General features: G+C 73.8%; 15 protein-coding genes. 6 read left to right on the forward strand and 9 right to left on the reverse strand.

What is annotated here, in order from left to right; genetic code table 11:
• Positions 1 to 2: 2 nt before the first annotated feature.
• Positions 3 to 1,064 (reverse strand): zinc-binding alcohol dehydrogenase, encoded by a 1,062-nt coding sequence (locus AB0C17_RS16310; RefSeq protein WP_357384618.1) that lies wholly within the window; start codon positions 1,062 to 1,064, stop codon positions 3 to 5.
• 143 nt (positions 1,065 to 1,207) lie between these two features.
• Here AB0C17_RS16310 and AB0C17_RS16315 point away from each other — a divergent pair, with 143 nt between their 5' ends.
• The gene (locus AB0C17_RS16315; RefSeq protein WP_357384616.1) at positions 1,208 to 2,614 is read left to right on the forward strand and encodes a lysine 2,3-aminomutase; all 1,407 of its coding nucleotides are present in this window, start codon (positions 1,208 to 1,210) and stop codon (positions 2,612 to 2,614) included.
• Between the two features lie 57 nt (positions 2,615 to 2,671).
• On the opposite strand, the gene AB0C17_RS16320 is transcribed toward AB0C17_RS16315, so the two are convergent.
• Positions 2,672 to 2,866, reverse strand: a complete 195-nt coding sequence (locus tag AB0C17_RS16320; protein WP_174534135.1) for a CsbD family protein — start codon at positions 2,864 to 2,866, stop codon at positions 2,672 to 2,674.
• A gap of 124 nt (positions 2,867 to 2,990) precedes the next feature.
• On the reverse strand, positions 2,991 to 3,908 hold the full coding sequence (locus AB0C17_RS16325; RefSeq protein WP_357384614.1) for a LysR substrate-binding domain-containing protein: 918 nt from the start codon (positions 3,906 to 3,908) through the stop codon (positions 2,991 to 2,993).
• A 73-nt stretch (positions 3,909 to 3,981) separates the two neighbouring features.
• Between AB0C17_RS16325 and AB0C17_RS16330 the strand changes: the two genes are divergently transcribed.
• Positions 3,982 to 4,956, forward strand: a complete 975-nt coding sequence (locus tag AB0C17_RS16330) for a DMT family transporter (protein ID WP_357384612.1) — start codon at positions 3,982 to 3,984, stop codon at positions 4,954 to 4,956.
• A 61-nt stretch (positions 4,957 to 5,017) separates the two neighbouring features.
• On the forward strand, positions 5,018 to 5,629 hold the full coding sequence (locus AB0C17_RS16335) for a histidine phosphatase family protein (RefSeq protein WP_357384610.1): 612 nt from the start codon (positions 5,018 to 5,020) through the stop codon (positions 5,627 to 5,629).
• Here the strand turns inward: AB0C17_RS16335 and AB0C17_RS16340 are convergent.
• The 3 genes from AB0C17_RS16340 to AB0C17_RS16350 are packed head-to-tail and all read right to left on the reverse strand — an operon-like array spanning position 5,562 to position 7,492.
• A complete protein-coding gene (locus AB0C17_RS16340) occupies positions 5,562 to 6,065 on the reverse strand; it encodes an Lrp/AsnC family transcriptional regulator (protein WP_357384608.1) in 504 nt (167 codons plus the stop codon). The two genes, AB0C17_RS16335 and AB0C17_RS16340, sit on opposite strands and share 68 nt — an antisense overlap.
• A 59-nt stretch (positions 6,066 to 6,124) precedes the next feature.
• Complete coding sequence (locus AB0C17_RS16345; RefSeq protein WP_357479172.1) at positions 6,125 to 6,340, reverse strand: DUF433 domain-containing protein; 216 nt, start codon at positions 6,338 to 6,340, stop codon at positions 6,125 to 6,127.
• Between the two features lie 9 nt (positions 6,341 to 6,349).
• A complete protein-coding gene (locus AB0C17_RS16350) occupies positions 6,350 to 7,492 on the reverse strand; it encodes an acyl-CoA dehydrogenase family protein (RefSeq protein WP_357384605.1) in 1,143 nt (380 codons plus the stop codon).
• A 330-nt stretch (positions 7,493 to 7,822) separates the two neighbouring features.
• Between AB0C17_RS16350 and AB0C17_RS16355 the strand changes: the two genes are divergently transcribed.
• A complete protein-coding gene (locus AB0C17_RS16355) occupies positions 7,823 to 9,313 on the forward strand; it encodes a hypothetical protein (RefSeq protein ID WP_357384603.1) in 1,491 nt (496 codons plus the stop codon).
• Positions 9,314 to 9,992: 679 nt separating this feature from the next.
• On the forward strand, positions 9,993 to 14,270 hold the full coding sequence (fxsT, locus tag AB0C17_RS16360) for an FxSxx-COOH system tetratricopeptide repeat protein (protein WP_357479175.1): 4,278 nt from the start codon (positions 9,993 to 9,995) through the stop codon (positions 14,268 to 14,270).
• Positions 14,271 to 14,319: 49 nt separating this feature from the next.
• Here the strand turns inward: fxsT and AB0C17_RS16365 are convergent, their stop codons facing one another.
• Together AB0C17_RS16365 and AB0C17_RS16370 are read right to left on the reverse strand one after the other, a co-directional pair.
• A complete protein-coding gene (locus tag AB0C17_RS16365) occupies positions 14,320 to 16,158 on the reverse strand; it encodes an HEXXH motif domain-containing protein (protein WP_357479178.1) in 1,839 nt (612 codons plus the stop codon).
• A 25-nt stretch (positions 16,159 to 16,183) separates the two neighbouring features.
• On the reverse strand, positions 16,184 to 16,363 hold the full coding sequence (locus AB0C17_RS16370; RefSeq protein ID WP_354869538.1) for a hypothetical protein: 180 nt from the start codon (positions 16,361 to 16,363) through the stop codon (positions 16,184 to 16,186).
• Positions 16,364 to 16,481: 118 nt separating this feature from the next.
• Here AB0C17_RS16370 and AB0C17_RS16375 point away from each other — a divergent pair, with 118 nt between their 5' ends.
• The gene (locus AB0C17_RS16375; protein ID WP_357472736.1) at positions 16,482 to 17,501 is read left to right on the forward strand and encodes a hypothetical protein; all 1,020 of its coding nucleotides are present in this window, start codon (positions 16,482 to 16,484) and stop codon (positions 17,499 to 17,501) included.
• Positions 17,502 to 17,508: 7 nt separating this feature from the next.
• Here the strand turns inward: AB0C17_RS16375 and AB0C17_RS16380 are convergent, their stop codons facing one another.
• Positions 17,509 to 18,618, reverse strand: coding sequence for a Xaa-Pro peptidase family protein (locus AB0C17_RS16380; protein WP_357472739.1), 1,110 nt, complete (start codon positions 18,616 to 18,618; stop codon positions 17,509 to 17,511).
• Positions 18,619 to 18,622: the final 4 nt, after the last annotated feature.

Consider the following 18,622-nt stretch of genomic DNA (forward strand, 5'->3'; position numbering starts at 1 on the left):
TGTCAGTCTGCCGAAAGACGCGCCTCGAACAGGCCGCGCACCCCCGGCTCGGCCCGCAACAGATCCAGCGCCAGCGCCGCGTGCCCCGGCACGTACCCGTTGCCCACCAGCATCGTCACGTCCGCCGCCAGGCCCTCCGCGCCAAGCGCCGCCGCCGCGAAACTCGTCGCCATCGAGAAGAAGATCACCGTACCGCCGTCCGCCGTGGCCAGCACCGCGCCGTGCTCACACCCCGGCACGTCCACGCACACCACAGTCACGTCCGCCGGCACACCCAGCGCCGTCGTCACCGCCGTCGACAACCCCACCGGATCCCGCGCGTCAGCCAGCGCCACCGCGTCGGCCAGCCCGGCCGCCGCCAGCGCCTCCCGCTCCGCTTCCACCGGAACCACCCCGACGGTACGGGCGGCACCCGCCCGCCGCGCCGCCGCGAGCGACAACGACCCGCTCTTGCCGGCACCGCCGATGACCGCCACCGACACCGGACGCGGATCACCCTCACGCGAGCGCCGCGCCACCTGCTCGGCCACCACCCGCGCCGTCAACGCCGGCGCCCCGCACACGTCCAGCACCGCCAGGGACAACTCCGGGTGCAGGTCCGGCGGCAGCACCGCCGCGATCGACCGGGCGAACAGGATCGCGTACCCCTCGCACGGCACCTGCTCGCTGCGCCCGTCCCACCGGGCCAGCCCGTCGGTGATCGTCAGCGGCGTCAACGTCAGCGACACGAGCGTCGCCACCCGGTCACCCGGCTTCAGCCCCAGCGGCGAGCGGCGGCCCGCCTCCTCGACGGTGCCGATCAGCATGCCGCCGGAACCGGTCACCGGGTTCTGCATCTTCCCCCGGGTCGACACGATCTCCAGCACCTCGGCGCGGACCTTGTCCCCGTCGCCGCCGTGCTTCTCCGCCAGCTGCCGGAAACTCGCCGCGTCCAGGTTCAGCCGCTCGACCCGGATCCGCACCTCGTTCGCCGCGATCCGCGGGTCGGGGTCCAGCCGCCAGGCCGCCTGCGGGAGCACCCCCGCCGGTTCCACTACTCGGTGCAGACCCACCGGTGACGTCACGCCGACCCCCTATGTCCAGCCGCCCGAACCCCTGGTCAGGACTCGCGTCGCGGGAAAACTTCCGGCAGACTAATTTCTTCACCGCAGATTTTCCAGTAGCCTACGCATCCGTTGATCAACCCGCACGCTGACGAGGAGGGGCCGTGACCCAGACCCAACCGGTGGAGACCATCCCGACGCCCCGCCCCGCGCCGGTCGCCGTTCCGACCGCCGGCCAGCCCTACGAATACCGCCGCGCGCCCCTCGTCGAACCCGACTGGACCCGCTTCCCCGGCTGGCGCCACGTCACCCGCGACCAGTGGGAGAACGCCCAGTGGCAGCGGGTCAACTGCGTCAAGAACATCAAGCAGCTCCGCGCCGTCCTCGGCGACACCGTCGACGAGACGTTCTACGCCGACCTGGAGGCCGACCAGAAGGCGCTGGCGACCATGTCCATGCTGGTGCCGCCGCAGATGCTCAACACCATGGTGCCGTTTGAGCCGATGAGCACCGAGGCGCTGCTCGCCGACCCGATCCGCCGCTACATGATCCCGGTCGCCTCCGACCGGCGCACCGACTGGCCCTCGCACCCGTACGCCAGCCGCGACAGCCTCCACGAGCACGACATGTGGGTCGCCGAGGGGCTCACCCACCGCTACCCCACCAAGGTCCTCGCCGAGCTGCTCTCCACCTGCCCGCAGTACTGCGGCCACTGCACCCGCATGGACCTCGTCGGCAACTCCACCCCCGCCGTCGACAAGCTCAAGCTCACCCTGAAGCCCGTCGACCGCTACGACGCCCACATCACCTACCTCAAGGCCCACCCCGGCGTACGCGACGTGGTCGTCTCCGGCGGTGACGTCGCCAACGTGCCGTGGCGCAACCTCGAGTCGTACCTGATGCGCCTGCTGGAGATCGAGACGATCCGCGACATCCGGCTCGCCACCAAGGCGCTCATGGGCCTGCCCCAGCACTGGCTCCAGCCCGACGTGGTCGAGGGCCTCGAACGGGTCGCCCGCACCGCCGCCCGCCGTGGCGTCAACCTGGCCATCCACACGCACGTCAACCACGCCCAGTCGCTGACCCCGCTGGTCGCCAAGGCCGCACAGACCGCGCTCGACGTCGGCGTACGCGACGTGCGCAACCAGGGCGTGCTCATGCGCGGCGTCAACGCCACCAGCGCCGACCTGCTCGACCTCTGCTTCGCGCTTCAGGGCGAGGCGGGCATCCTGCCGTACTACTTCTACATGTGCGACATGATCCCCAACGCCGAGCACTGGCGCGTCCCGGTCTGGCACGCCCAGCAGCTCCAGCACGACATCATGGGCTACCTGCCCGGCTACGCCACCCCGCGGATCGTCTGTGACGTGCCGTTCGTCGGCAAGCGCTGGGTGCACATGCTCACCGACTACGACCGTGAGCGCGGCATCTCGTACTGGACGAAGAACTACCGCACCTCGATCGAGTCGGCCGACCTGGAGGCACTGAACAAGCGGTACGCCTACTACGACCCGATCGACACGCTGCCGGATGCCGGCCAGGCCTGGTGGCTCGCGCACCGCGACGACTGATCCCGGACACCCGACGGCGGGCCACCTCTGCGATGAGGTGGCCCGCCGTTCGCGTACTCACTTGGTGAAGGCGTCCTTGGCGTCGCGGCCGGCCTGCTTGGCGTGTTCCCCGGCCTGCCGGGCGCGCGCCGTGCTCTGCTCGGAGGCACCCTCGGCCCGCAACCGCTCGTTGTCGGTGACGTCGCCGATCCGCTCCTTGGCCATGCCGCTCATCTCCTGGGCCTTGTTCTTCGCCTTGTCGGTGAAGCTCATGTCGCCCTCCGATCGTCCGGCTGAGCCTTGCCCTTGTCGCGTCCCCGGTGCCGGTCGTCGCAAACGTTGTTGCCCGGCGCACATCGCGTAGGGCGTCCTAGGACAATAGGTTGAAGGTGGGCACCTACCGGCCCAGGTCACGCACCCGGTCCGTGACGGCGGTCAGGAACGCGGTGAGCGCCGGCGCCGGTGGCGTGTCCCGGGTGACAGCCACCAGGCGACGCCGGAGGTCGGTCTCGGCGATGCCACGGACCGCCAGCGCCGGGTCGTCCCCGGGCAGCGTCAGCGCCGGCATCAGGGCGACAGCGGCCCCGGCCCGGACCAGCTCCAGCTGCACGTCCGCATCGCTGGAACGGTGCCGCAGGTCCGGTTCGTAGCCACCGAGACGGCGGCACGTCCCGACCACCATGGCGTGGTGCCCGGTGCCCTCGGCGGAGGCGGTCCACACCTCGGACCGCAGGTCGGTGACCGCTACGTGTCCCCCGGGCCGGGCGAGACGATGAGCGGCGGGAAGCACGAGCCGCAAGGGCTCCTCGAGCAGGAGCGTGAAACGGAGCCCCGCCGGCCGAGGTCGGGGCTGGCTGTCGTACTCGTCGCCGATGACCAGGTCGACACTGCCCAGGCGCAGGCCCGGCAGGGACTGTTCGAGTTCCAGCTCGAAGATCTCCACCCGGACCCGCGGGTGCTCGGCTCCCATCCGGGCGACGGCCGGCACGAGCAGGCGGCGCGCCGCCGACTGCAGGCCGCCCGCCCGGACGGTTCCCCGGACGTCACCGTCGAGGGCGGCCAGGTCCGCCTCCGCCGCCTCCGCCGCCGACAGCAGCACCCGGGCGTGCCGGGCGAGCACGTGCCCGGCCTCGGTGAGCCGTACGCCGCGACCCGCCCGGCCCAGCAGCCGGACGCCCACCTCCTTCTCCAGCAGGGCAAGCTGCTGCGAGACAGTCGACGGGCTGTAGCCCAGAGCCGCGGCGACAGCGGCCATCGTGCCGCGTTCCTCGAACTCCCGCAGGAAGCGCAACCGCCGCAGGTCCAGCTCGATCATGCGGGAATCCTAATGATTAAGCTGCGGAATTCATCGCTGGACCTGGGCAGTCGGCTCCGGTGATCCTTGGCGCGTGGGTGCCGCACTGTGTCTCCTGTCCGCCGCCTGTTTCGGCGCGATGGCCGTCTTCGGCAAGCTCGCGTACGACGCCGGCGTCTCCCCCACCGCGCTGCTGCTGGTGCGCTTCGGCCTGGCCGCCGTACTGCTCGGACTCGTCCTGCTCGCGCGGCCCGGCCTGCGCCGCGTGACACCGGGGCCGGGCGACGCGGGCGGCGGGCGGCCGGCGACGAGGCGCGGCCGGATCGCGGCGGTCGCCCTCGGGCTGGGCGCGGTCGGATACGCCACGCAGGCGAGCCTGTACTTCGCCGCACTGGAACTGATGGACGCGTCCCTGCTGGCGCTGATCCTCTACACGTACCCGGTCCTTGTCACAGTGGCGGCGGTGCTGCTCGGCCGGGACCGGCTCAGCCCGAGACGTGGCGCGGCGCTGGTGGCCGCCTCGGGTGGGACGCTGCTGGTGCTGCTCGGCGCCGGTGGCGCGGGCTTCCATCCGCTCGGGGCGCTGCTGGCCTTCGCCGCCGCCGTCACCTACACGGTCTACATCCTGGTCTCCGACACCGTCGTACACCGGCTGGCACCCGTGGCGCTGTCGGCGCTGGTGATGACCGGCGCCGCCGGCACCCTCGGCGGTCGCGCCCTGCTCACCGGCGGCGTCGACCTCAGCTTCGGGTGGCGCGGATGGTTCTGGCTGGCCGCCATCGCCGTGGTCTCCACGGTCGTGGCGATGCTGGCCTTCTTCGCCGGCCTGAAGCGGACCGGTCCGTCGACCGCGGCCATCCTGTCCACCTTCGAACCGGTGGTCACCGCCGCACTGGCCACGCTCACCCTCGGCGAGGCCCTGACCCCCGCGCAGCTCGCCGGAGGCGCGCTGGTGCTGGCCTCCGCCGCGGTCCTGCAACTGCGCCCCGGCCGCGCGCCGGACCGGGAACAGGCGCCAGGCCGGCCGGAGCCGGCACGCGACACCGAGCCCGCGCCGGCGACCCGGTAGCGCCGCCTTCCCGGTAAACCTTCGGCGGGCCGGCTCCGCCCCGGCGTGGTTGACTGGGCCGGTGAACGAGATCCTGCTGATCCGGCACGGCGAGACCACCTGGAGCGCCGCCCACCAGCACACCTCGTACACCGATCTCGACCTGACCCCCGACGGCGAGCGGCAGGCGGCCGCGCTGGCCCCGTTGCTCGCCGGCCGGCGCTTCGCCCGGGTGCTGTCCAGCCCCCGGCGGCGCGCCACCCGCACCGCCGCCCTGGCCGGGCTCACCGTCGACGCGGTCGAACCCGACCTGGCCGAGTGGAACTACGGCGAGTACGAGGGCCGCACCACCGCGGACATCCAGCGGGAACGGCCGGGCTGGTCGATCTGGACCGACGGCGGCCCCGGCGGTGAGTCACCGCACCAGGTGGGCGACCGCCTGGACCGGGTCCTGGACCGGGCCGCAGCGCTGCTGGTGCAGGGCGACGTCGCAGTGGTCGGGCACGGACACAGCCTGCGGGTGCTCGGCGCGCGCTGGATCGGGCTGCCGCCCTCGGCCGGCGCGCTGCTGCGGCTGGACACCGCGACGCTCAGCGTGCTCGGACACGAGCACGGCCGGCGGGTGATCAGGCGGTGGAACCTGCCGGCTCCGACGCCGGCCGGGGACGCCCCCGACCGGACAGCTCGCCACTGATCTTCGGCGGCCGGTTCTCGTACGGCGTGGACAGCACCACCGTCGTGCGCGTGGTGACGTTCGCGGAGGTGCGGATCTCCTGCAGCACCCGTTCCAGGTCGGCCGGGCTGGCCACCCGCACCAGCAGGAGATAGAAGTCCTCCCCCGCCACCGAGTAGCACGAGTCGATCTCGGGCAGGTGCGCCAGCCGATCCGGCGCGTCGTCCGGCTGCGACGGGTCGAACGGCCGGATCGCCACGAACGCGGTAAGCGGCAGATCCAGCGCCTCGAACGACACCCGCGCGGCGTACCCCTTGATCACCCCGCGCTGCTCCAGCCGGCGGACCCGCTGGTGCACGGCCGACACCGACAGGCCCACCCGCTCGGCCAGGTCCGTGTACGACAGCCGACCGTCCCCGGTCAGCGCGGCGACGATGGCACGGTCGATCTCCTCCACGCGCTGCACCCTAGCCGGAAAAGCGCTCCCACGCCGCACCCGGCCCGCCGCGGTGACCCTCAGCGCGCCGTCCGGTCGCGCACCGCGTCCGCGGCGTAGTTCAGCACCTCCGCCATGTCCTCGTCGTCCGTGAACGGCAGGTCGGTGAGGATGTCGGTGACGGACATGCCCTCGGCCATCATGGCCAGCAGGGTGGCCACGGGGATGCGTGACTGCCGCACGCAGGGCGCACCCCCCATGACGTCGGGGTCCACGGTGATCCGGGGGAAGGTCACCGCGACAGGCTAGCCCCTCGCCAGCGCGCGGGAGATGACCAGCCGCTGGATCTGGTTGGTGCCCTCGACGATCTGCAGCACCTTGGCCTCGCGCATGTACCGCTCGACCGGGTGGTCGACGACGTACCCGGCGCCGCCGAGCACCTGCACCGCGTCGGTGGTCACCCGCATCGCCACGTCGGTGGCGAACAGCTTCGCCTTCGCCGCCTCGATCGAGTACGGGCGGCCCGCGTCGCGCAGCCGCGCGGCGGCGAGCGTGAGCGCCCGGGCCGCGGAGATCTGGGTGGCGGCGTCGGCCAGGTTGAACCCGAGCCCCTGGAAGTCGATGATCGGGCGGCCGAACTGACTGCGCTCCCGGGCGTACCCGACGGCGTAGTCCAGCGCGCCCTGGGCCAGGCCCACCGCGCACGCGGCGATGCCCAGGCGACCCGAGTCCAGCGCGGACATGGCGATGGTGAACCCGGCGCCCTCGCCGCCGATCAGCCGCTCCGCCGGCACCCGGGCGTCGTCGAAGGCGATCTGCGCGATCGGCGAGGCGTGCAGGCCCATGGTGCGCTCGGCGGCCTGCGGGTGGATGCCCGGGGTGGACCGGTCGGCCAGCAGGCAGGAGATGCCCTTCGGGCCGGGGCCGCCGGTGCGGCAGAAGATGTTGTAGAAGTCGGCGACCCGGGCGTGCGTGATCCACGCCTTGGTGCCGGTCACCACGTACCCGCCGCCGTCGCGTACCGCCCGCGTGGTCAGCGACGCGGCGTCCGAGCCACCCTGCGGCTCGGAGAGGCAGTACGCCCCGAGCAGCTCCCCACCGATCATGTCGGGCAGCAGTTTGCGCTGCTCGTCGGTGCCGAACTGGGCCAGCGGGTAGCAGGACAGCGTGTGCACGCTGACCGCCTCGGCCACGGCGAGCCACCGGCTGGCGAGGATCTCCAGCACCTGGAGGTACACCTCGTAGGGCTGGTCGGCGCCGCCGTGTTCCTCGGCGTACGGCAGGCCGAGCAGTCCGGCCCGGCCCAGGGTGCGCAGCACCTCCCGGGGGAACTCGCCGCGGGACTCGAACCCGGCGGCTGCCGGGGCCAGCTCGCGGTCGGCGAGTTCGGTGGCGAGGTCCAGCAGGTCGTGGGCCTCGCCGGTGGGCAGGATCCGGTCGACGTTCATAGCGCGGTGAGCTCCGTGGGGTGGGTGAGCCGGTGCGGCGTCCGGGGTACGGACACGTTCAGCTTAACGGTCGTTCGGGTAGGGCAGGGAGCACCTCCGCGCACACCCCGTGGTCGCCACTTGACCCGACCGTCAGAATGGTGCGTGCTCGGCCGTCATCGATCGGAGGGTGCCGATGGATTACGCCGCCGGTGTCGGAGACCGGACAGTCTACGTGAGACGGTCTCCCCTACTGCGATCATGGACGTCCATCGCCGCCGCCCGTCGCCGCGCCGTCGCGGCACCGCAGGTCGGCCCTGTTCCCCAGCCGCGTGACGAACCGGATGGCACATGACGCAGCTTCCGTCTCCCGGCGCCGATCCCCGGCACCGCATCGAGGAGGAGCTGGTCGAGCTGCTGTCCGGGATGCGCCTGCTCCAGGAGGCCGACAGCCGCCAGCAACTGGTCGTCCGGCTGCGCGAGCGGCTGTCCGACCAGGGCCTCGACGACTACCGCAACCCCCGCGCGCAGAGCGCGGAGATCGTCCGCGGCTGCCGGGGCGACCTGGGCGCCCTGGTCGACGTCGTCGCCCTCTTCGGGCCGGCCGCGGCCCAGCTCGGCCGGCTGCACCGGCTGCGCCACGAGATGGACGTGGTGGAGCTGCTGACCCCCGAGGACTGGACCAGGCTGCGCCCGGCGCTGTCCACGCACCGACCGGACTCGCTCGGCTGGCTCTACCAGCGGGCCACCGCCCACACGACCGCCACGCCCCCGTCGTGGTGCGTCAGCGCCTGGGACGTCTTCGTCTACCTGACCGGACAGAACGCGCCCGCACGCGGGCTGCCCCCGAACATGCTCTTCCTGGTCCTGCTGGAGCACGAGGTGGACACCGCCACGGCCCGCGCGATCCGCGACCGCAACCAGCGGCAGGCCAGCCTGCTGGGCCTGACCGGGGACCTGGACCTGCGGCGGGCGCGGGTCAACGCCGGCGACCAGACCCCCGAGCCGTACGTCTACCTGGTGATCCAGGTCGAGCCGGACCTCGCCCCCGGCAGCACCGTCTACACCGTCTCCCACTACCGGCAGTGGCAGGGCGCGCAGGGCTGGCACTCCCGCCGCCACGGCCAGCTCACCGACGTCGCGTACGCGGACCTGGAGGCGACTGTGGAGCGGATCGTCCACCAGATGGAGATCGAGTGGTCGGACCGGCGGGCCGACGTCGCCGTCGAGCTGGTCCTGCCGGTGGAGCTGCTCAACGAGGACGTCGCCTGGTGGCGTAAGGAGGCGGCCAGCGCCCACCTGGAGCAGAAGGTGCTGGCGATGGACTACCCGGTGGTCGTCCGCAGTCTCGACCGGCTGCGCCAGCCCGAATGGCACCGCGCGTGGCGACGCCGCTGGGAACACCTCCAGGCCGAGCCGGCGCACAGCCGCCTCTTCCGCAGCCGGCCCGACGGCACGGCGTACTTCACCCGGCTGGAGGCCGAGCTGACCGCCGACCTGAGCTGGTCGACGCTGCTGCTCAGCTCCGCGCCGGCGACGCCGCCGGAGAACCGGTTCGGCTTCAAGGAAGTGATGACCGCCCTGCGGGCGGGCCTGCCGGTGATCGTCTGGCACCGCACCCGCCCGTCCGACACCGAGTTCTGGGAGGAGATCCGGGACATGACCGCCGACGGACGCATCGCGCGCCTCCCGGTGCACGCCCGGCGGGCGCGGCTGGACGCGCTCGCCCTGGAGCCGCACACCGACCGCCACAACGGCCGCCACCTGGTGGTGCTCTGGGACGACCCGGACCGCACCCCGGAGCTGAACCGGCCGGACGACCGGCTGGGGTGGCCGGCATGAGCGCGCCGGAGAGCGCCGGCTGGCGCGTCTACCGGGGCACCGGGGAACCGATCGACCCGGCCGATCGGGACCGGCGCTGGCCGGCGCCGCCACGCTGGCGTGCCTTCGACGGCGGGCCGGACGAGCCACCGGCGCCCGCCGAGGATCCGGACCGGGAGCGCCGGCTCGGCCCGGTCACGACCCGCCACCCGGACCCGCGCGAGGTGGACGTCGTCAACGCGGCGCTGCTGCTCCGCCGCCCGCTGCTGGTCACCGGCCGGGCCGGGTCCGGCCGGTCCAGCCTGGCCTACCGGATCGCCCGGGAGCTGGGCCTCGGCCGGGTGCTGCACTGGCCGGTCAGCACCCACGACACGGTCCGCGCCGGCCTCTGGCAGCACGACCCGCTCGGGCGGGTGCGCGCCGGGCAGAGCCCCGGCCGGTCCGTCGGGGAGGAACTCGGCGAGCATCTCAGTCTCGGGCCTCTGGGCACCGCGCTGCTGCCCTACCGCACCCCCCGGGTGCTGCTCATCGACGAGCTGGACCAGAGCGACATCGACCTGCCCCAGCAGTTGCGTACCGTGTTCGACGACGGCGGCTTCGCCATTCCCGAGCTGGTCCGGGCGGCGCCGCGCAGCCCCGAAGTGACGGTGCACACGGCCGACCCGGGCGGCCGGGCCACGGTGCGCGGCGGCCGGATCCGGTGCCACGAGTTCCCGCTCGTGGTGATGACCTGCACCGAGGACCGGGCGTTCCCGCCGGCGTTCCTGCGCCACTGCCTGCGGCTGCGGATGGCCGACCCGGACGAGGCGACCCTGCTGGGGATGGTGGAGGCCCACTTCGCCGAGCGTCCTGCGGCCGCCGCCGGGCTGGTGCGGGCGTTCCTGGAGCGGCAACGCGATCCGGACCCGCCGACGCTGGACCAGCTCCTCGACGCGGTGCAGCTCGCCACCGCCGACGGCGGCGAGGCCGACTGGGACCGTCTCGCCGAGGTGCTGTGGCGTGGCGGGCCGACGGCGGACCCGGAATGACGGTGCCGGCCCGGCTCGCCGTCGGCCCGGCCGGTGCCGGCACGACCTCCGGCGAGGAGAACCTCGCCGAGGTGCTGCGTCCCTTCCGGCGGCTGGTCTCGCCGCGGGAACTGATCGTGTACGACGAGGAGGCCACCGCCGCGCAGGCCGAGGCGGGCCTGGTCCGGCCCGTGCTACGGCGGGCCGCCCGGGCTCGCTGGGACGCGGTGCTCGTGGTGGACGACCACCCGTCGATGTCGGTCTGGTCGGCCCGGGTGCGGACCTTCGTCACGCTGCTGCGCCGGCACGTGGCCTTCCACGACGTACGCGTGTGCCGCCTCGATACCAGCGGAACCGGCCCCGAGGAGGTGATGCTGCGCCACGGTCGTCACGGCCCGGCCGTGCCCGCGGGGACGGGACTGCCTGCGGTACGGCGGCACCGGATCGTCCTGGTGCTCTCCGACGGGGCCGCCCCGGCCTGGCGCAGCGGCGCGGCGCTGCCGCACCTGCGCGCGTGGGCGCAACGCCACCCGGTGGCCGTCGTGCACCTGCTGCCGCAGCAGATGTGGCACCGGGGCGGCCTCGCCGCGCAGCGTCTGGGCCTGCGGGCGCCCCGGGCCGGGGTGCCGAACGCCCGCCTGTGGTGGCGGCAGCCGGACCCGCTGCGGGCGCTGCCCGACCTGGGCCGCCGGGCGGACCCCGACGCCATCCCGGTGCCCGTGGTGGAGCTGCGGACCCGCTGGCTGGCCGCCTGGGTGGACCTGATCGCGGGCCGTCATCCGCGCTGGGTCGACCTGCCCGCCGTGCTGGCGTACGCCCGGGCGCCGCAACCGCCGCAACCGCCGCGACGGCGGGCGCCGCAGCGGTGGGATCCGGCGGCGGCGCTACGCGAGTTCGTCTCCTGGGCCTCACCGACGGCGCTGCGGCTGGCCACCGGCCTGGCCGCGGCGCCGCTGGAGCCGGCGGTGATCGCGGTGGTCCGCGACGAGGTGGTGCCGGAGGCCGGCGACGTGCACCTCGCCGAGGTGTTCACCGGGCCGCTGGTCGAGCCGCGGCCGGGGCGGGCGGGCGTCGACTTCCGCCCCGGCGTCCGGGAGGAGCTGCTGGCGATCGGCCGCCGGGCCGACACGGTACGGGTCTGGCGGACGGTCGCGGCCCGGCTCGGCCCGGAGCGGCCGGAGCTGGCGGCGTGGGGCCGCGTGCTGTCCGACCCGGACGGCACGCCGCTGGACCCGGCCGGTTCCGTCGCCCGGATCGAGACGGCGGTGCTGCGCGCGCTGTCCGGGCGCTACCTGCGGCGGGCCCGGCGGCTGCGCGAGGCGATCGAGCCGGACACGCCGGGCGAACGCGACGTCCGCGACACTCCCGCATCGCGGGGCACGAATGTCATCATGGCGGTAGGCGAAGATGCCGACGTCCCCCGTAGCGTCCCCGCTGAAGGAGCCGGTTTGTCGTCGACCCCAGTGGACGCCACCACCCCCAGCCGGACCCCCGCCGTCTGGGGCAACGTCCCGCCCCGCAACCCGAACTTCACCGGCCGCGCCGACCTGCTCGCCCTGCTGCACCGCCAGATTCAGGGCGGCACCACGGCGGTGCTGCCGCACGCGCTGCACGGCATGGGCGGGGTGGGCAAGTCGCATCTCGCCGTCGAGTACGTCTACCAGCATCAGGGCGAGTACGACCTGATCTGGTGGATCCCCGCCGAGCGCGCCACCCAGATCGGCGCCTCGCTGGTCGAGCTGGCCCACCGAATGAACCTGACCGCCGGGCCGGACGTGGGCAGCGCCCGCCTCGCGGTGCAGGAGGCGCTGCGGCTCGGGCGGCCCTACCCGCGCTGGCTGCTGATCTTCGACAACGCGGAGAGCCCCGAGGTGCTCCTGCCGTACCTGCCCATCGGCGGTTCCGGCAGCATCATGATCACCTCGCGCAACCCGCAGTGGGCCTCCATGGCGCGCACGCTCGAGGTGAACGTCTTCAGCCGTACCGAGAGCGTCGAGCTGCTCCGCCGGCGCGGCCCGGAACTCACCGACGAGGAGGCCGACCGGCTCGCCGAGGCGCTCGGCGACCTGCCACTGGCTTTGGAGCAGGCCGCCGCCTGGCGGGCCGAGACCGGCATGCCGGCCGAGGAGTATCTGCGGCTGTTCGAGGAGAAGCGGGTCGAGCTGCTCGAACAGGCGCCCCCGATGGACTACCAGCTGCCGGTGGCGGCCGCGTGGAACGTCTCGCTGGACCGCCTGGTGGTCGCCAACCCGGCCGCGTTCCGGCTGTTGCAGGTGTGTTCCTTCCTCGCCCCGGAGCCCATCCCCCGCACGCTGTTCAGCGGCGCGCAGAACGCCGACATCCACCCCGACCTCAACGGCGCGCTGCGCGACCCGATGCGGCTCGGCCGGGCGATCCGCGACATCAACAGGTACGCGCTGGCCCGGGTCATCCACCGCACCAACTCGATCCAGATGCACCGGCTGATCCAGGCGGTGCTCCTGGACCGGATGAACGACGGCGAACGCGACGCCATGCGCGCCAGCGCCCACCGGCTGCTCGCCACCGGCGACCGCAACGACCCGGACACGCCCGGCAACTGGCCGAGCTACGCCGACCTGTACCCGCACGTGCTGGTCTCCGGCGCGGTCGAGTCCGCCCAGGGCTGGGTGCATCAACTCGTCTACAACGAGGCCCGCTACCTCTACTGGTGGGGCGACATGGAGGCGTCGCTGGAGCTGTCCCGGCACGCCTACCAGACCTGGCGGGAGCGGCTCGGCGAGACCGACCCGATGACGCTCCAGGTCGGCCAGTGGCTCGGTTTCATGCTCTACCGGCTCGGCCGGCACTCCGAGGCCGCCGACCTGAACACCCGGATCCTGCGGGCCCACGAGAGCGCCACCGCCGAGGACACCGAGGAGCTGTTGAGCGCCCTCGGCGCGGTCGCCGCCGACCTGCGGGTCGCCGGCGACTTCACCCAGGCCCTCCGGATCGACGAGGACGTCTACCGGCGGCACGTGGCCCTGCTCGGCGAGGACGACCCGAGCACGCTCAACGCCGCCCACAACCTCGCCGTCAGCCTGCGCCTCACCGGCGACATGCGGCGGGCCTTCGCCGTCGACCAGGCCACCTACGCGCACCGGGTGCTGCTGTTCGGCGAGGACCACGCACAGACGCTGGAGTCCCTGCTGAACCTCATCATCGACCGGCGGGAACTGGGCGAGTACCTGCCCGCCCGGGCCGAGATGCAGAATGTGGTGGACCGGCTGCCGCTGGTCTGGGGCAGCGCCCAGACGCAGACGCTGCTGGCCCGCCGCCGGCTGGCCTCCGCGGTGCGCAAGGCCGGTGACCACGTCGCCGCCCGCGCCCTCTCCCAGGAGGTACGCGACGGCTTCGCCGCCCGGTACGGCGAGGCCCACCCGGACACGCTGCTCGCCGCGTTCGGTCTCGCCGTCGACCTGCGCGCCACCGGCGAACTGGACGCCGCGGCGCAGCTCAGCGAGGAGATCGGCGAGCACTACCGGCAACTGTTCGGCGACGAGCACCCGTACACGGTGGCGGCCCGGGCGAACGCGGCGATCGTGCACCGGCTGCGCGGCGACGCGGCGCGGGCGCGGTCGATGAACGAGGCGGGCCTGGCGGTGCTGACCCGCCGCCTGGGCGGGGACCATCCGCTGGCCCTCGCCGCGTCCATCAACCTCGGCAACGACCTCTACGTGCTCGGCGAGCACCGGGCCGCGTACGAGCTTGACCAGGCGACGGTGGAGCGGGCGCGGGAGGTGTTCGGGCCGGAGCACCCGACCACGCTGATCGCGCTGGGCAACCTCGCGATGGATCTGATCGCGCTGGGCCGGGACACGGAAGGCCGGGCGCTGCTCGACGAGATCGGCCCGACGTTCCGCCGGACCCTCGGCGACACACACCCGGCGACCCGCGCCGGTCTGGACCCGACGGTCCGCGGCGACTGCGACCTGGATCCGATGCCGCTGTAGCCCGGGGGTCCACGGTGGCGGTGACCGCCCGCCACCGTGGACAGTGGCGTCAACCCGCGGAGGGTCCCACCCAGGCCGCCAGGTCCACCGGGTCGACGGGCGATCCGGCGCGGAGCAGACGGTGCACGGCCCGGACCAGCTCGGGCCGGCTTCGCAGCGCCTCGGCCGCCGGGGCGAAGCCCAGCGCGGCTGTGGTAAGCCCCAGCCCGGCCCACGCCGACGGGCTGGCCGAGCCGGTCGACAGCTCCGCCAGATAGAGCTCGTGTGCCTGTCCGACCTCACCGGCGGCGTAGGCGAGGTCGGCCGCGGACGCGCCGCTGACCTGCTCGCCGACGCTCGACGGGTCCTTGCGCAACCGCGCGAAGCCCTCCGGGTCGGTGAGCCGCCACAGCAGCAGCACCGCGCGGGTGTCGAGCCGACGCGCGCCGGCGTCCGCCTCGACCGGCGGCTCCGGGTAGTCGCCGTCCGGGCGGGCGTCACCGGCCTCCCGGGCCGCCGCGAACGCCTGCGCCACCGCCGGGTCGGGACGCCGGTGGTGCAGCCGCCACTGGGCCCGGTGATCGTCCACAGCGGCGTCGGCCGCGGCGAGCACCTCCGCCGGCACCGGCTCGGACCACCAGGTCGCGGCGGTGTCGGCGAGGCCGGCCAGCAGGCGCCGGCCGACGTCGGTCAGCTCGGGCCGGGTCCGCAGCTCCGCCAGGGTCGCGGTGACCTGCCGCCGCCACCTGGCGAACTCGAAGTGCGCCACGGTCCGTGCCGCGCCGCCGGCCACCGGACGGTACGCCCGCCAGAACTCGGTGATTCCCACGAAGGCGTACACGCCCTGGAGGAGACCGCCCAGTGGGCGCGGGTCGTCCCGCCACGGCGCGTACAGCCTGTGCCGCGGCTCGGCGACCAGCAGCGGGGTCAGGTGCAGCAGGCCGCCGAGCTTGATGTGCTGGAACTCGTGGACCAGTGTGACAGCGAGTTCCGGCGCGTCCTCCGGCTCGGAGATGAGCATGCTGCCGAACGCGTCCCCGGCCGACGCGCTCATGGTGCGGAACCGCTCCGCGGGGCGTTGCGGCACCACCGAGAACAGGCCACGGGCGATGGGCGCCGCACGTTCCGGGCACACCCGGACGAGCAGTTCCCACGCCTGGGTGAGCAGTGTCCGCCAGCGGTCGATCGCCGCGACCGTGTCCAGGTCCGGCGGGGTCGGGCTGCGCAGATTCCGGTACGGGTCGAGGAAGTCCAGCCCGACCGTCAGCTCCTGCCCTCCGGCCTCGGCCCGGACGGTGGGCAGCGCGAACCAGCCGTCCGTGCCGCCGCCCGCGCTGTCGAACTCGACCCGGTGGCCGTCCAGCGCGACCGTCGCCTCGCCGTCGGCGGCGGCGACCTCGGCCACCGCCCACCGCTGCCCGGCCGGCAGCACGGCGCCACCGAGCGTCGGCAGCGCGGCGAACCCGTCGCGCACCGGCACCCGTAGCGTGAACGACGGCAGGCCCGCGCGTACGCCGGCCGCGGCCGCGAGCGCGTGCAGGTACCCGAGGTCCACCCAGAGTGGACCCTCGGCGGTGACTGTGGAGCCGCGCAGCCGCCGCAGGACGTAACCGGCCCAGGTGCCGACGTGCGGATGCGCGAGCAGCCGGTCGACGACGGCCGGGGCGTGGCGTTGCGCGGCGACCAGCAGCGCCCAGGCGTCGGCCACCGGCGGCAGCGGACCCGCCGCCTCCGGTGTCTCGGCCACCGCGTCCAGCACGGCGCGCAGTTGCAGGAGCCGCCAGCTGTGCTCGGCGGTCAGGAGCTCATCGACGGTGCCGGCGTCGCCGCCGCCCGCCGCCAGGGCCCCGAAGTGGTGGCGGCCGAGCCGGTGCCGCACCGGCTCGTCCAGCGGCAGCGTGACGGTCATGCGTCCTCCACCCGGACGGCCGAAATCAGTCGAGTCGTTGCGGATTGTAACCACTGGTGATGCTCTCGGGATCGTCGACACGGCGCAGCAGCCGGCCCATGACCGGACCGAGAATCTCCTGGTCAAGCTCAGGAAGGCGGTCCAATGAGACCGCTCCAAGATCGACTAACTCCGAGTCGACGTCGATTGCGTACGGTTGATTCACGGGGAGTCATTATCCATATTGGCGGCCCTCGACAGCGCCCGGCTTGCCGAATCGCCACAACGTGGCGCGACGGCTTTCGGACGGTCCTCGGCGGGCGGCACGGTGCTAGCGTGAGGCCGTGGCCACAACCACTGTGGTGTTCGTCCACGGCTTCCTCTCCTCGGACGAGGTGTGGTCGGCCTGGCGCGATCTGATCCGCCGCGATCCCGCGCTCGCCGACGTGGAGACACACGCCTTCCGCTACGCCACGTCGTTGCTGTCCGTGCACCCGCTGCGGCAGGTGCCGACGTTCGACGAGGTGGCCGACGGGCTGCGCACGTTCCTGCGCCACGATCTCGCCGGTTGTCCCCGGCTGGCGTTGGTCACGCACAGCCAGGGCGGCCTGGTGGCGCAGCGGGCCCTGGCCCGGATGCTGACCGACGACGATCCCGACCTGGCCCGCATCCGCCTCCTGCTCATGTACGCCTGCCCGACGGCGGGTTCCGACCTCGGCCTGCCGGCCCGCCGGGTGCTGCTGCGCGCCAACCCGCAGGAGCGGGAACTACGGCCGCTCAACGCCGCGGTGCTCGACGCCCAACGCGCCGTGCTGCACCGGATCGTGCACGTGCCCGAACCGTCGATGCGGGTGCTGGCGTTCGCGGGCGAGAGCGACGCCGTCGTGTCACCGGCGTCCGCCCGCAGCGTCTTCCCGGACACCGGAGTGCTGCCCGGCGACCACTTCGGCATCGTCCGGCCCGACTCCCCGCGGCACCGGTCCTATGTCGTCCTCCGGCAGGCGCTGCTGCACCTGGCCGCCGAGCCGCCGCGGGCGACCGTCGTGCCCGCGCCCCGCACCGCCACCGGTTCGCCGTCGTCCCTGAACGACGGCGAACTGGTCGATCTGCTTCTCGAGGTGCCCGGGATGACCGACCCGGCGTTCCGCGCGCAGGCGTACGCGCGGTTGCCGCCGCGCGTACGCGAGCAGTTGTCCCGGCCCGGGCCGGTCCGGCTGGAACTGCTCGCGGCGCTCGACACGCTGCGCGACTACCGGCACCTGGCCGCCGGCCGGGCGTTCGCCGACGCCCTGGCGGCCCTGGTGCCGGAGCATCCCGTCGTGGCCGAGGTGCGGGAGCGGCTGGTGGCCCTCGACGCGGGGTGACCGGCGGTCACAGCGTGACGAGTTCCGTGGTGGTGGTGTTGAGCCGTCGTACGCCGTCGCCCGTGCAGACCACGATGTCCTCGATCCGGGCGCCGTGCCGCCCGGCCAGATAGATCCCGGGCTCGATCGAGAAGGCCATGCCGGGCTCCATCGGCCGGGGGTTGCCCGTCACCACGTACGGCTCCTCGTGGCCGTCGAGGCCGATGCCGTGCCCGGTGCGGTGCAGGAAGGCGTCACCGAAACCGGCGGCGGCGATGACGTCCCGGGCGACCGCGTCGAGGGCCTCGGCTGTCACGCCCGGCGCGACAGCGGCCACCGCTGCGCGCTGCGCCTCCCACAGCACCGCGTAGTAGTCGGCGAACTCGGCCGGGGCGCTTCCACCGGCGACGTACGTGCGGGTGCAGTCGGAGCGGTAGCCCGACGGCATGGTGCCGCCGATGTCGACCACCACCGGCTCGCCGGCACCGATCGGGCGGTCCGAGGTGCCGTGGTGCGGGCTCGCGCCGTTCGGGCCGGCGGCCACGATGACGAAGTCGACAGCGGCGTGCCCGGCCGCCCGGATCGCCGCGGCGAGATCGGCGGCGACCTCCCGCTCGGTGCGACCGGGGCGCAGCCACTCCCCCATCCGCAGGTGCACCGCGTCGATCGCGGCGCCCGCCTCGGCCAGCGCGGCCATTTCGGCCGGCGACTTGCGGATCCGCATCTCCCGCAGCACGTCGGAGGCGAGCCGCTGGGCCGCGCCGGGCAGCGCGTCGCGCAGCGCGAGGACCTGCTGGGCCCACATCCGGTCGGCCAGGCCGACGGCACGGACCGGGCCGGGCAACGCCGCCCGCACCAGCGGCCACGGGTCGGTGCCGTCGGCGTGGTCGACGATCCGGAAACCGGTGCCGGGCGCGGCCTCGGCGTCGGGGCGTTCCAGCACCGGCACGATCAGCGTCGGTTCACCCTCGGCGGGCAGCACCAGGCAGGTCAGCCGCTCCCCCTCGCGGGCGTCGTAGCCGGTCAGGTAGCGCAGGTCGGAACCGGGGGTGAGCAGCAGCGCGTCCAGGCCCGCCGCGGCGGTCGCGCGTTGCGCCGCGGGCAGCCGCGCGGCGGGGTACAGATCATCGACTCCCACCTCC

Source organism: Micromonospora sp. NPDC048887 (assembly GCF_040649715.1).
GTDB lineage: Bacteria > Actinomycetota > Actinomycetes > Mycobacteriales > Micromonosporaceae > Micromonospora.